7 protein-coding genes are annotated in these 12,882 nt (G+C 70.1%); 3 read left to right on the top strand and 4 right to left on the bottom strand.

What is annotated here, in order from left to right; all coding sequences use genetic code 11:
- Positions 1-46 precede the first annotated feature (46 nt).
- Positions 47-5,962 carry an AAA family ATPase gene (locus WMF39_RS17755; RefSeq protein ID WP_437746672.1) on the bottom strand — a complete coding sequence of 1,972 codons (5,916 nt, stop codon included), beginning with the start codon at positions 5,960-5,962 and terminating at the stop codon, positions 47-49.
- 951 nt (positions 5,963-6,913) lie between these two features.
- Here WMF39_RS17755 and WMF39_RS17750 point away from each other — a divergent pair.
- Positions 6,914-7,501 (top strand): LysE family translocator, encoded by a 588-nt coding sequence (locus WMF39_RS17750; protein ID WP_437746671.1) that lies wholly within the window; start codon positions 6,914-6,916, stop codon positions 7,499-7,501.
- Positions 7,502-7,504: 3 nt separating this feature from the next.
- Complete coding sequence (locus tag WMF39_RS17745) at positions 7,505-8,944, top strand: PLP-dependent aminotransferase family protein (protein WP_437746670.1); 1,440 nt, start codon at positions 7,505-7,507, stop codon at positions 8,942-8,944.
- 100 nt (positions 8,945-9,044) lie between these two features.
- Here WMF39_RS17745 and WMF39_RS17740 read toward each other — a convergent pair whose 3' ends face one another.
- Together WMF39_RS17740 and WMF39_RS17735 are read right to left on the bottom strand one after the other, a co-directional pair.
- Positions 9,045-10,073 (bottom strand): alpha/beta hydrolase family protein, encoded by a 1,029-nt coding sequence (locus tag WMF39_RS17740; RefSeq protein WP_437746669.1) that lies wholly within the window; start codon positions 10,071-10,073, stop codon positions 9,045-9,047.
- Positions 10,074-10,233: 160 nt separating this feature from the next.
- Complete coding sequence (locus tag WMF39_RS17735; RefSeq protein ID WP_437746668.1) at positions 10,234-10,590, bottom strand: antibiotic biosynthesis monooxygenase family protein; 357 nt, start codon at positions 10,588-10,590, stop codon at positions 10,234-10,236.
- 200 nt (positions 10,591-10,790) lie between these two features.
- Between WMF39_RS17735 and WMF39_RS17730 the strand changes: the two genes are divergently transcribed.
- The gene (locus tag WMF39_RS17730; protein WP_437746667.1) at positions 10,791-12,053 is read left to right on the top strand and encodes a Kelch repeat-containing protein; all 1,263 of its coding nucleotides are present in this window, start codon (positions 10,791-10,793) and stop codon (positions 12,051-12,053) included.
- Between the two features lie 63 nt (positions 12,054-12,116).
- Here WMF39_RS17730 and WMF39_RS17725 read toward each other — a convergent pair whose 3' ends face one another.
- Positions 12,117-12,809, bottom strand: a complete 693-nt coding sequence (locus tag WMF39_RS17725) for an O-methyltransferase (protein WP_437746666.1) — start codon at positions 12,807-12,809, stop codon at positions 12,117-12,119.
- Positions 12,810-12,882: the final 73 nt, after the last annotated feature.

The following is a 12,882-nucleotide window of genomic DNA, read 5'->3' as shown; positions in this document are numbered from 1 at the left end:
TTTCGGCCTGGGCGCGCCCGCCATTGTCCTCGATCGGGAGGCGCGGTCACGGGAGCCGCCGTGACGCCCTGTCGAGCTGTACCCGGAGCAGGGCGCGGAGCCGCTTGGTCTGGAAGCTCTTCGCCACCGCGCGCACCTGGCCGATCCATGCGCCGAGCCGCGAGCCGTCTGCCTCTTCAAGCCGATCGAGCTCGTTCAGCACCCCGGAGATGTACCCTTCATTGGCCAGCTCAAGGAGCCGCGCCAGCTCCTGGGCCGGTGGGGGCGTGAGCATGCAAATCTCCGCCTCGGTCATGGTGGGAAGGGCCACGGCCATGCCCGGTCCCGCTCGGCGTATCCACTCGAGCTGGAGCGTGGCTCGGAGCAGCTCTAGCAGCGCGCCGGCCTGCACCGGCTTGGGCAGAAAGTCGTCGCATCCGGCGCTGAGGCTCGTTTGCCGCGCGGCCTCCGAGATGCTGGCGGACGAGGCGATGATCGCGGCTCGGACGAGCTCGGACCGTTGCCGCAAGCGCCGTGTCGCCTCGTACCCGTCCATGCCCGGCATGGCCAGGTCCATCACAATCACGTCCGGTGTTCGCTCGACGGCCAGCGCGAGCGCCCGCTCGCCGCTGTCGGCCTCCAGCAGCTCGAAGCCCAGCGGCTGGAGCAGCTCGCGCAAGAGCGCACGGTTCTCGGCCTTGTCGTCCACGACGAGAATCGTGCGGCGCTTGCCCTCATACCCGAGGATCGCCTCCCACGACAGCCCCGCGCGCCCCTTCGCCGCCGTCACCTCGAGCAGGCAGAGAGTCACCGTGAACACGGTGCCTTGGCCGAGCTGGCTTTTGACCTCGATGCTGCCGCCCATCCGCTCGACCAGCTCCCTGGTAATGGTGAGCCCAAGGCCCGTGCCCTCCGCATACCGCTTCTCGTCGCCGACCTGCTCGAAGGGCTCAAAGATGCACGAAAGGTGCTCGGGGGCAATGCCGGGGCCGGTGTCCTCGACCTGGAAGCGCACCGTGCGCCTTTGGTCCTCCGACGGGTCCAGCACCTCCACGCGCAACACCACCCCGCCCTGCTCGGTGAACTTGATGGCATTGCCCAGCAGGTTGAGCAGCAGCTGCATCAGCCGCTTCTCGTCGGCGCGCACCTCCAGCCGCTCGGGGCCGATAGGCTCGTAGGCGAACGAGAGGCCCTTCTGCGCGGCGCGCACCCGGCAGAGGCTGGCCACGGTCCGAAGCAGCGCGGGCAGGTCGACCGCGGTCGGGTGCAGGTCCAGCTTGCCGGCCTCGATCTTGGCCAGATCGAGCACGTCATTGATGAGGCTGAGCAGGTGCGTGCCGGCGGTGTGAATGATGCGGGCCGCGTCGGCGGCTTTCGCAGGCAGCTCGGGCAGCTTGCCGAGCACCTGCGCATAGCCGAGGATGCTGTTGAGCGGCGTGCGCAGCTCGTGGCTCATGCTCGACAAGAAATCGCTTTTGGCGCGGTTGGCATTATCAGCCGACTCCTTGGCGGCCATGAGCTCGGCCGTGCGCTGTGCGACCTCGCGCGCGAGCCGCTCGTTGTAGGCGGAGATCTCGGTATAAAACGTCGCGTTCTCCACGGCCGTCGCCGCGAGCGCGCCGAGCAGCGTGACCAGCTCGACGCGCGCTTCGGGAAAGGCGTCCTTCACGCTCGGATGCTCCAGGTACATCACGCCGGAAAGGCGGCCCTGGTGCAGCAGCGGCACGGCCAGCACCGAGCTGGGCCGGTGGGCGAGCAGGTAGGGGTCCTCGTTGAAGCGGCTGTCGGCCGCGGCCTGCCCGAGCAGCACCGGCTCCTTGCCGCGCGCGACGTACTGCACCAGCGTGGCCGGCAGCCGCGTCGAGCCGGCGACGGGCTCGTGCAGCGAAAGCTCCAGTTGCTGAGGGTTGGCGGTGAGCTGGGCGGCGATGACGAGCTCGCCGCCTTGCACAAGGGCGAGCACGGCGCGCTCGGCGCCGGAGTACTCGGCGAGCAGGCGGAGCATGCGGCCGACGAGCGAGCCGAGGTTTCGGTCGCCGGAGAGCGCCTGCGCGGCGCGCAGCGCGGAGGCGATGTCCAGGTACGCGTTGAGCGTGCGGTTGGTGATGGTCGTGCTCGTCGGCAGGGACGCCCCGTCCGGCAGCTCGCCGGGCGCGCCGTCCGCAAGGGCCGCGCGGCCCGAGGTCGCGATGCTGTCCGGGTAGCGCAGGGCGAGCTGCGCGGCGGCCGCGCGCGCCCCCCAGCGCAGGTAGGCGTCGTGTGAGGCCGTGAGATAGGCCCGGCCGAGGGCGCGGTGCCCGCGGGCAAGGCGATGCTCGCCGGCGAGGCGCAGGCCGAGCGCTTCCGTGTTGACCAGGCCGTCGTCGCGGGCCTGCTCAATGGCACGGTCGTACAGCCGCCCGGCCTCCTCGTGCTCTCCCCGGGCGCGGGCGAGGCCCGCCTCCATCAGCAGGCGCATGGCCTCGAAGGTCTCGGGGCAGCTCTGGGCCCAGAGGGTGAGGCGCGCGCCGTGGAAGGCCAGCCGGTCCTCCAGCAGCGCACGCCGCTCGGCGGCGGCGGTGGGGAGGGCATGCGCTCCGGCCACGCAGAGCGTGAACGTGAAGGCAAGGAGCAGGGCGCCGCCCCACGTTATCTGCCAGTCCGGCTCGACGGCGAGGACCGCCTCGACCGCCCACGCGTCGGCGCCGAGGTGGAGCCCGGTAAAGCCCGCCATCGCGCCGGCCGTGAAGATTGTCGGTTTCGCGTCCCGCGCGAGCCGCGCGATTTCCTCGAGCGTCTGCTCAATGCCGTGTGCGGCTGGAGCCTGTGAAAGCGCGGCGGCCGAGCGGGCGAGGATGTTCCGACTGTCCATGGCTGCGAGATCGCGGTAGACCATGCGGTCGAGGTCGCGCGTGACGCGATCAAGGTCGGCTCCGGCGATCAGCTGGAACGTCGCCCCGCAGACCTCGCTGTAGGCCTCGTAAACCAGGTCGCGCTCCTCGGCGGCGGTGCGCCTGGCGCGCGCGAACAGTTCCCCCACCTTCGAAGGCGACGTCCAGTACTGGGAAGCCAGTGTGGCGGTCAAGAGCGCGGTGGCGCGCGAAGCATCGTACTGATCAATGAGCGCCAGCATGGCCTCCATCAGCTGGCGCCCCAAAGGCAGCTTCTCCAGGGCGTACGAAAGGAGCAAAGCCGTGCTCGCGCACCCCGCGAACGAGCTCTTCGTCAGCCCGTGCCGCAGGGTCTCCAGCACGATCATCGGCCGGCAGCACCAGCTCAGTGAGGGCATCCCGAAGACGGCGCAGGTCGCCAGCACGTCCAGGATGCTGCACCGCAGCGCGTGGGCGCGGTCGGTGCTCCTCGGCAGCGCCTTCCAGTCCTCGACGGTCATGCGCGTGAGGGCGGGCTCGAGCTCGGTGATGAGCGCGCCGAACAGCGCCCGCTGCTCCTCCGGGGTCCTCGGCAGCGGGCGCCCGAGCCACGCCATCGCCTCGAGGCCGAGCTCGATGCCCTGCGCGAAGCGGCCGTCGACCTGAAGATATGCGATAAAGATGCTGACCACGCGCGCGCGAGAGAGCGGATCCGGCGCTCGCGCGAGGCAGCGCAGGAAGAGCCGCTCTCCCTCGTCGACCTGCGCCGCGAGCCAGAGCGCCTCGGCCAGGGCCAGGTGCACCTCGAAGGTCGTCTCCGGGGCCTCGGTCCACCCCTCCTCGCCGAGCAGCGACGCGGCCGTCCCGAGGAACGCCACAGCCTGCGCGTCGGCCGCGCTGGCCCTGGCCCGCTGCCCGGCGTGCAGGTTCTGCTCCGAAAGGTCGCGCTTTTCCTGGGCATCCGTCAGCCGCTCGGCGGCCCGGTTGCGGTGGTAGAGCGTCGCGAACAGCTCCCCGCCGGTGCACGCGACGCCGTAACGTGCCCGCAGCGCTCGGCCGATCGATAGGTGCAGCGAGAGCCGCTCCTCTGCCGTGAGCGCCTCGTAGGCGGTCTGCTGCACCCGGTCGTGCACGAAGGCGTAGGTCTCCTGCGCCTGCTCGCCCTCGTGCATCACGAGCCCCTCGCGCACCGCCTCCGCCAAGAGGGCGCTGACCGTCTCCGCCTGCTGCCCCAAGAGATGCGCCAAAAGCTCCCCGTCGAACCGGTCGCCCACGCACGCCGCGGTCTCGAGCGCGCGCTGCAGCGCGGGCGACAGCCGCTCGAGCCTGCGGGTCAAGATCGAGACGACGTTGTCCGTGATCCCCGCCCGCTCGATCGCCTCCCGCTCCCAGCGCCACCGCCCCGTCTCCGCATCGCGCACGAGCAGCTTCCGCTCGTGCAAGAGCTGTAGAAACTGCCCGACGAAGAACGGGCTGCCGTCGGTCTTGTCCTTGATCCGCCGCGAAAGCTCCTCCACCTCGGCCCCGGGCCGATCGAGCATGTCGGCCACCATCGCCGTGACTGCGTCCGCGCCGAGCGGCGAAAGCGCGATCCGTCCGGTCACGGCGCCCGGAGCTGCGGAGGCCGAAAGCAGCGCGTTCAGCGGGTGCTCGGGGCCCACCGCCTCGTCCCGATAAGCCACCACGACCAGCAGGTGCTGGTCCCCTGGCTCCTTCAGCAGCTCGCCCAGGAGCGAAAGCGACGCCGCATCCGCCCACTGGAGATCATCGATGAACAGCAAAAGCGGCTGCTCGGCCGTGGCCAGCGTCCGCACGAAGCGCAGCACCGTCGTCTGGAAGCGGAGCTTCGCCTGCATCGGCCCCAGCTCCACCAGCGGCTTGGGCTCGCCCAGGATGTGCACCAGCTCGGGCATGAGCTCGACCAGGATCTGCCCATCCGGCCCCGCGGCCTCCTGAAAGGCCTGCCTCCAGCGCTCGAGCACCTCGGCCGGGTCCGCCAGCCGTCGCCGCACCACCGACCGCAGCGCCTGCGCCAGCGCGGCGTACGGCGTGCTGCGCTGGAGCTGGTCGAACTTGCCGGCGGCGAAGAGGCCCCGCCGCGCGCGCACCTCGCCCTGCAGTGCCTGGACCAGCGCCGACTTGCCCACGCCCGACGGCCCCGCCACCAGCGCCAGCACCGTCGCGCCGCCGCACGCCTCGTCGAGCAGCGCCGCGAGCGCGGCGCTCTCGCGCTCCCGACCGAACAGGCGTGAGGGCGCGCGGACCCGATCGTCCCAGTCGCGTTTCGCCAGCGGAAACGGCGCCACGGTCCCCGTCTCGACCCAGGCCCGCGCCGCCCGCTCCAGATCCCAGGCCGCGCCGCTCGCGGTCTGGTAGCGGTCCTCGGGGCTCTTGGCCATCAGCTTGAGCACGATCGCGCTCACGGCCTCGGGGATGCGGAGCTCGGGCGCGCGCTCGTGCGGGGGCACGGGCGCCCGGGCGATGTGCGCGTGGATCAGCTCCAGCGCGTCGGTCGCCTCGAAGGGCAGCGCGCCGGTCAGCATCTGGTAGAGCGTGGCGCCCAGCGCATACAGGTCCGCCCGGGCGTCCGGCGCTCGGTTCATTCGCCCCGTCTGCTCGGGCGCCATATACGCCAATGTCCCGGAGACCGCCTCCAGCGACGTCTGCGCGGCGAGCTGGGGCGTCCAAAACGTCGCGAGCCCGAAGTCGATCAAGCAGGTGCGCGTCCGCTCGGCGTTGACCAGCACGTTCTGCGGCTTGATATCGCGGTGGAGGATGCCTCGCCGGTGCACCTCGCCCAGGCTGCGCGAAAGCGCGGCGCCGAGGCGCAGCGCGACCCCGACGGGCAGCGGGCCCTGCTCGAGCACGCGAGCGAGCAAGGTGCCATCCCAGTGCTCCAGCACGAGCGCCGGCTTCCGATCGTGCTCTTCGAGGCCCAAGGTCCGGATGATCCCGGGGACATCGAGCGCGCGCAGCACGGCGTGCTCATGCTTGAGCTCCTCCCGCGCGCGCGGGCTCGGCGGCTCGCCATGCGGCAGCTTGAGCACCACCTTGCCGCCGGTCGTGCCGTGGGTAGCTCGCACGATGCACATGTCCGCTCCGGAGTGCAGGACCTCGCCGAGAACGTACTTCATGGGGAACGATTCTCGATCATGACCTGACGAGCGTCATGCTCCATCGTGTACGAGCTCGCTCGCGCCAAAGCGCTCGATGGGCTCGCCCGCACCTGATAGATCCCCTCGCTTTCTACGGCATTTTCGTCGATTCGCGCGCCGCAGGCATGATGCTCGCATCGATCGCCGACGTGGGCCAATCGTCCACATTGGGTCACGAATTTCTAGGGCTCCGGGTGAGCCGACGACGGACACGTGCGAATTTCTGGTCGCTGGTCGGAATCGTATCCGTAGGAGGCAATCGGCGGGTTCGGAGGAGCGGCCCTCAGCGCGTTGTTGGTGTCGCGCATCCGCGCGAGCAACTCAATCACCAGATCGATGAGGTCGCAGACGGGCCCTTCTGCCGCGAGTTGCTCGAGCTTGCGCCGTACGTCGCGGAGGTCGTCCGCGAGCTGGGTTTTCGATGGGTCCGTGGGAGTCACAGGCCATTGGACATAACCATTGTCGAAGGGGCCAACCAAGCAGCCGGGCTCGCTCGGCTTGACCTGCTCGGTCCTCTGGACCGGCCGCCAGCGCTTGCGCCGCACCGCGCCTGACAGGAGGTGCGAGAATGCAGGGACAGGCGGCCGTCATGCGCCCGCGGTCCCTGCGTCGCTCGCCATCAAGGATCTCGCGCAGGCGAAGGCGTCGCGCATACCAGCGACCGAGTGCGCGAAGAACCTGTCCTCCGCGCGCTCGCCGTCCCTGTAGACGACGTGCGTCTGGCCAGCTCGATGGCGATGGCGATGGGATCTGCTGGCACGTCGCAGCCGGGAGCTGCGGCCACGTCCGATGCGCACCCCGGGCGCCGGGCCCTTCGCTGTACCGGTCGCGCGACTGACACAGTGCTTTCGTGTGGCGCGTCCCCTGTGCCTTCACCGGCGAACACCGCCTCCTTACGCTCCGGTCCATCCCCGACCGGAGCGATCTGCGATGACCGAGCTGCTGCCCCTCCTGACCTATTGCTTCGTGATGTCGAGCACCCCTGGGCCGAACAACATGATGCTGACCGCCTCGGGCGCCAACTTCGGCTACCGCGGATCGCTGCCGCATCTCCTGGGCATCAGCGTGGGCGGCGGGGTCCAGACCTTCGTCGCCTGCCTGGGCCTGGGCGCGCTGTTCGCCGCCTACCCGGCGCTGCACGGCGTGCTGCGTGTGACCGGCGCGCTGTACCTGCTGGTGCTGGCGTGGAAGCTGACCGGCGGCGCCGCGGTCAAGGGCGCCGAGGTGCCGCGGCCGCTGTCGTTCGCGCAGGGGGCGCTGTTCCAGGCCGTCAACCCGAAGAGCTGGGTCAAGGCGATCACGGTGGCCTCGGTGTTCATGCCGGCGGGCATGGGCGTGGCGAGCGGCGCCCTGCTCGTGTCCGTCGTAAGCCTCGTCATCACCTTTCCGTGCACCTCGGCGTGGGCGCTGTTCGGCGTGGCGATCCGGCGATTTCTGACCGATCCGCGACGGCACCGCCTGTTCAATGGCATCATGGCCGGCGCGCTGGCGGTGCTGGCGCTCCTGTTCCTGCGTTGACCCATGTTCTCGCTCGACCGCGACTCCGCCGTTCCCCTGGCCGACCAGATCGAGGCGCGGCTGCGCGCGCTGATCGAGGGCGCGCAGCTGCCGCCCGGCGCGCGGCTGACGTCGATCCGCCAGCTGGCGGGTCAGCTCGGCGTGAGCCCCAACACCGTGGTGACGGCCTACGATCGGCTGGTGGCGGCCGGGCTGCTCGAGTCGCGCGGCACGGCCGGGTTCTTCGTGTGCGAGGCGGCCTCGGCCGTGCCGAGCGAGGCGTGGCTCGAGGCCGGCGAGGAGCAGGAACCGGTGTGGCTGGCGCAGCAGTCCAACGACCAGCGCGCCGGCGTGCTGCTGGCCAGCAGCGGCGCGTTGCCGGCGAGCTGGCTGAGCGACGCCATCCCTGCGACGGTGCTCCAGCGCGCGCTCGCCCGCAACGACGCCGGCATGGCGGCGCGCTGTCCGCCGCAGGGGCTGCCCGAGCTACGGGAGCGCATCGCGATGCTGATGCGCTCCCAGGGCATCGCGGCCGACGCGGGCCGCGTGCTCACGACCTGGGGCGGCACGCATGCGATCGACCTGATCTGCCGGGGCTACCTCCAGCCAGGCGACGCGGTGCTGGTGGAAGACCCGGGTTATTTCCTGCTGTTCGGCCGCCTGCGGCAGGCGGGTTACCGCCTCGTCCCGGTGGCGCGAAGGCCGGACGGCGTGGATCTGGGGGCGCTGGAAGCTGCGTGCCGCGAGCACCGGCCCAGGCTGATGTTCCTCCAGAGCGTGCTGCACAACCCGACCGGCTGGGGATCGAGCGCCGCCAACCTGCACCGCGTGCTGACGATCGCGCACCAGCACGGTGTCCTCATCGCCGAGGACGACGTGCACGGTCACTTCCACCCCGGGCATCCCACGCGGCTGGCGCAGCTCTCGGGGCTGGACGGGGTCATCTATTACTCCAGCTTCTGCAAGGCGCTGAGCCCGGCGCTGCGCCTCGGCTACATCGCGGCCGAGCCAGGGCGGCTGAAGCCGCTGCTGCGCGAGAAGATCTATTCGGTGCTGACGAGCGGCGCGCTGAACGAGCTCGTGCTCCTGGAGGTGCTGTCGGCCGGCAGGTGGCGCAAGCACATCGATCGGCTGCAGCAGAAGCTCGGCGCGGCCCGGAACGCAGCGGCGCGCCGGCTGCGCGACGCCGGCGTGCTGCTGGACCACCCGGGCGAAGGCGGGCTGTTCCTCTGGGGCGCGGCGCCGCGCGGGGTGGACGTCGACGAGCTGGTGCAGGACGCGTACCTCAACAAGATCCTGCTGGCCCGCGGGGCGACGTTCATGGCGGATGGTGCGGGGGATCCGCATATCCGGTTCAATGTGGTGTTCAGCCAGAATGTGCGGGTGGCGGAGTACCTGGGGCAGCGGTTTGCGGCCGTGGCGAGCGCGCGGGGGGCGATGGAGAGGGCGGTCGTGGGGGTATAGCGGGTGGGGAGGGTCCCCGCCTGCGCACCGCGGCGAGCCCTGTCGAGGCGCGGTAGCGGAGCGGCGCGCCTGACCAGGAGGCTTCCCCGGCCCAGCGACGTCAGGAGCGCTCGGCTCGCCGTCTCAGGTGCTTCGCCAGGAACGCGTAGATCTCCTTGCGTGACGCGACAGCGGCGGGCGTGTCGATCCGGTTGAACGCGTGCCCGCCCGGGGCGTCGACGTAGATCCTGTGCTCGAAGCGCTTGCCCGCTGCCTTGAGCGCCTGGATCAGGTGCTCGACTTCGAGCACATGGACGTCCCGATCGTTGGTCGTGCTGTGGATGAGCAGCGGCGCCGAGATCTTGTCGACATGGTAGATGGGCGACCGCCGCTGGTACTCCGCCACGTCCGCGTGGGGTGTCTTGCCGATGTGATAGGGCGCAGAGAACAGATCCCGATAATCCTGAGTCGAGTAGCCAAGCCGCGCAATGAGATCGGTCACCGGCACGCCGGCATAGACCGCCTTGAACATCTCCGGAAAGCGCTCGGCGGCGAGCAGGGCAATGAGCCCTCCGTGGCTCCAGCCGATGATTCCCACCCGGTCCGGGTCGACGAAGGGCAGCGCGGCGACGGCCCAGTTCCTCCCCTCGACGATGTCGTCCACTTCGAGCCCGCCGTAGTCGATGGCCTTGTGATACGCCTCGCCATATCCTGTGGAACCCCGGTACTCGGGGGCGATGACCACGTATCCCTGCAGCATCAGCTCGCGGACGATGTGCGCGCTCTGCGTGTCGAAGCTTGCGTGCACGCCGCCGTGCGGGAACAGGAGGACCGGGTGCCTCAAGGACCTGTCGAGCCCTCGCGGCACGAATACATAAGCCCAGACCACGAATGGGTGTCGAGCGTTGGCGATTCCGTAGGTCTCCTCGCCCCTCGGGTCGGGCGGACCGGTGTACCTGACCTTGTCGATGACGGCGATGTCCCCCACCTTGTGGAACCAGAGCACGTCATCGGTCTTCTTCTGCTCCACGTCACGCTCGAAGGCGGCGTTCTCCAGCTTGCCGGCGATGGCGTCGATCTTCCTCGAGAGGCACTCCTCGCCCGCGGCAGCGTCGGCGGCCCTGGTCACGGGGGAAACGGAGGAGATCACGGCGAGTGCAACCAGTCGGGCGATCGTGTGGCGAGTCATGACGAGCCTCCGTGGACGTGCAGTGGCGCAGCGGGGTCCTCGGGAAGGGATATAGAGCGCAGGGCGCCTTTTGGGGACTGCGCCGTCGCTCGAGAGCTCCCGGCACGCCTGCCGGGAGATGTCACGTATCGCCAGTGCTGTTTGCGCCGGCGCGCTGGTCCTCGCTCTCTCGCGCCTCACGGAGCTCGTAGTGCTTCGCTCGGGCATCGAAACGCGCGAGGATCTGGCGCGCCTTCGCTGGCACGTACGCGGTCTCATGGTCCTCGCCGGCGAACGCCTTGACGGCCTCGATCGAGTCGAACGACATGATCGTGACGAACTCGACCTCGTCCCCGAGCGGGCGCCGGAGCAGCTCGATGCGGCGGAAGCCTCGCACCTGCTTCGCCAGGATTCCCGGGAAGATCTCTGTCTTCAACAGGGCCTCGTACGTGTCGGCGTTCTCCGGGGTTGTCCAGCCGTGCCAGATCCGTCGGATCATGTGACCTCCTGTGGCAGCGCGAGCGGGGTACAGAGTCCACGCTCGGCATCGCGGAGCATACGAAACGTCAAAGCGCCCGCCCGGTCAAGCGCGCCCCGTTCCAGCTTACACGACCATCTGATATGGTCTTCTGTTGCGCTCCATGGCGCGTCCCCAGCGCGGGACGGCCGCCCCTCCCCCAGCTCCTGACGAGGTCCTACATGCTTACCATCGGTCGTCGCCATCGTGGTCTGGTCCCCTTCCTTTCCCTCGCCGCGCTCGCGGTCGCCGGCTGCGGTGCCGGGGCGGAGCCTGAATCCCTAGCCGCGGATGTGCTCGAGGAGGCGGCGATCGAGGTGAGCTCGGCGCCGCTGGCCAACCACCACGCGAAGAAGCACAAGAAGTGCCGCCGCCACGTCGGTGTCCACGCGGAGTGGTCGTCCGTGGCGCCGCTGCCAGAGGCGCGAGAGCGGCACATCGCCCTGCTCATGCCGGACGGCCAGGTGTTGGTCGCCGGCGGCAGCGGCGATTACCCCTACCCCACGACGGTCGATTTCTACAATCCCGCCGCTGACACGTGGACGACCCGTCACACGCTGCCCTACCCCATGTCCCCCGTGGGCGCGGCGCTCCTTCAGGACGGCAGGGTGCTCTTCAGCCCGGGCGGGCTTGTCTACGATCCGATCACGGGCACGACGGCGAGCGTCCCGCTCACGCCCGGCGAGGCGGCCCGTGGTTGGGAGTTCGCGTATACCGCGCTCACCCTCCTGCCGGACGGGCGGGTATTACGCACGGGCGGCAGCGACGACGACAGCACCCTCAAGGAGGCCGTGCTCTACGATCCTGCCACGAACACGTGGTCCAGCGCAGGGTCGATGTCGGTGACCCGCTACCTGCATACGGCGACGCTGCTCCAGGACGGGCGCGTGCTCGTCGTCGGCGGCTACACGCTGAACGGCAACGAGATGCCCCAGGGCCGCACCAGCGTGGAGATCTACGATCCGGCCACGGGCGCCTGGACGGCGGCGGCGCCGACGAACCTGCCCCGCATGCAGCACACGGCCACGCTGCTGCCGAGCGGGCGCGTGCTGGTGGTCGGCGGCGGCGGCAGGATCTACGGCGGCACCGAGGAGGAGATCGAGATCCTCGTCGATGCCGGCGAGACCGCCGAGATCTACGATCCCGCGAGCGACACGTGGACGTTGACCGCGCCGCCGAACTTCCTCCACACGTGGGCGTCCGCCGTCGCGCCCATGTCCCACGGCCGCGTGATGGCCGTCGGCAGCGACGGCGCGGAGATCTACAAGGAGGCGAACGGCAGCTGGACCCCGATCGACGAGCCGACCCAGAGGGGCTTCCACACCGCGACGACGCTGCAAGACGGCTCGGTCCTCATCACGGGCGGGTATGACGCGACGTACTTCAGCAATCCGCCAACCCTCGCGAGCGTGGAACGCTACGGGGGCTGCAAGAAGAAGCATTGATGCGCACGCGCCGCCGCGCGCTGCTCGCCCTCGCGCGAGGAGCGAGGAGCGAGGCGGCCTATCTCACGCCTCGCGCTCGCGCCCGTCGCGGCCGTGCCAGCAGGAGACCTCCAGCCTGTCCCCTAGCGGGATCTCCACCGATCCGTAGCCGCTGCCCGCGCCACGCACGTACTCCAGGTACGGCCGCAGGTCATCCGGCGCGATGTCGAGATCGTCCGCGACGATGAGCGCGCCCCTCCGCAACCGGGGCTCGAGCATCCGGAGCACCGGCAAATAAAGGTTCTTCCATCCATCCAGCAGAACCAGATCGATCGGCCCCTCCACGTCCCGCAGCGTCACCAGCGCGTCTCCCTCGCGGATCTCGACGAGATCGCCGAGCCCGCTCTCATCGAGGTTCAGGCGCGCTCGCCGCACCTTCTCCGGGTGCAGCTCGCTGCCGATCACCCGCCCGCCGCCGCCATCGCGGATGGCCGCGGCCAGGAACACCGTCGAGATCCCGAACGACGTGCCGAACTCCACCACCGTGCGCGCTCGCGCCGCGAAGGCGAGCAGGTGGAGCAGCCGCCCGACCTCGCGGGAGACCGGCAGATACGCGTCGGCGAGCGTGTGGGCGAGCGTCTCGGGGTCGGGGCTCGGGCCGCGGCGCTCCCAGTCGGCGCGGACGCGGGCGATGATGCCCGGATCGCCGCTGTCGGCGTCCTGGAAGAGGCGGTCGAGGGTCCTTTGAACGCGCGGCGAATCGAGCGTAGTGCTCATGATGGCAAATCTCCTCCGGGCAGGCACAGGCGACGGCTCCCCTGCCCTCGCGGCTGCCCTGTTCGACACCGAA

The organism is Sorangium sp. So ce1504 (assembly GCF_051521635.1).
Taxonomy (GTDB): domain Bacteria; phylum Myxococcota_A; class Polyangia; order Polyangiales; family Polyangiaceae; genus Sorangium; species Sorangium cellulosum_B.
This window is presented reverse-complemented; position numbering and strand designations above follow the sequence as displayed.

Excerpts from the sequence above, each read along its gene's own strand:
- WMF39_RS17755 (WP_437746672.1), bottom strand. The coding sequence starts at position 5,962 with ATGAAGTACGTTCTCGGCGAGGTCCTGCACTCCGGAGCGGACATGTGC.
- WMF39_RS17750 (WP_437746671.1), top strand. The coding sequence starts at position 6,914 with ATGACCGAGCTGCTGCCCCTCCTGACCTATTGCTTCGTGATGTCGAGC.
- WMF39_RS17745 (WP_437746670.1), top strand. The coding sequence starts at position 7,505 with ATGTTCTCGCTCGACCGCGACTCCGCCGTTCCCCTGGCCGACCAGATC.
- WMF39_RS17735 (WP_437746668.1), bottom strand. The coding sequence starts at position 10,590 with ATGATCCGACGGATCTGGCACGGCTGGACAACCCCGGAGAACGCCGAC.
- WMF39_RS17730 (WP_437746667.1), top strand. The coding sequence starts at position 10,791 with ATGCTTACCATCGGTCGTCGCCATCGTGGTCTGGTCCCCTTCCTTTCC.
- WMF39_RS17725 (WP_437746666.1), bottom strand. The coding sequence starts at position 12,809 with ATGAGCACTACGCTCGATTCGCCGCGCGTTCAAAGGACCCTCGACCGC.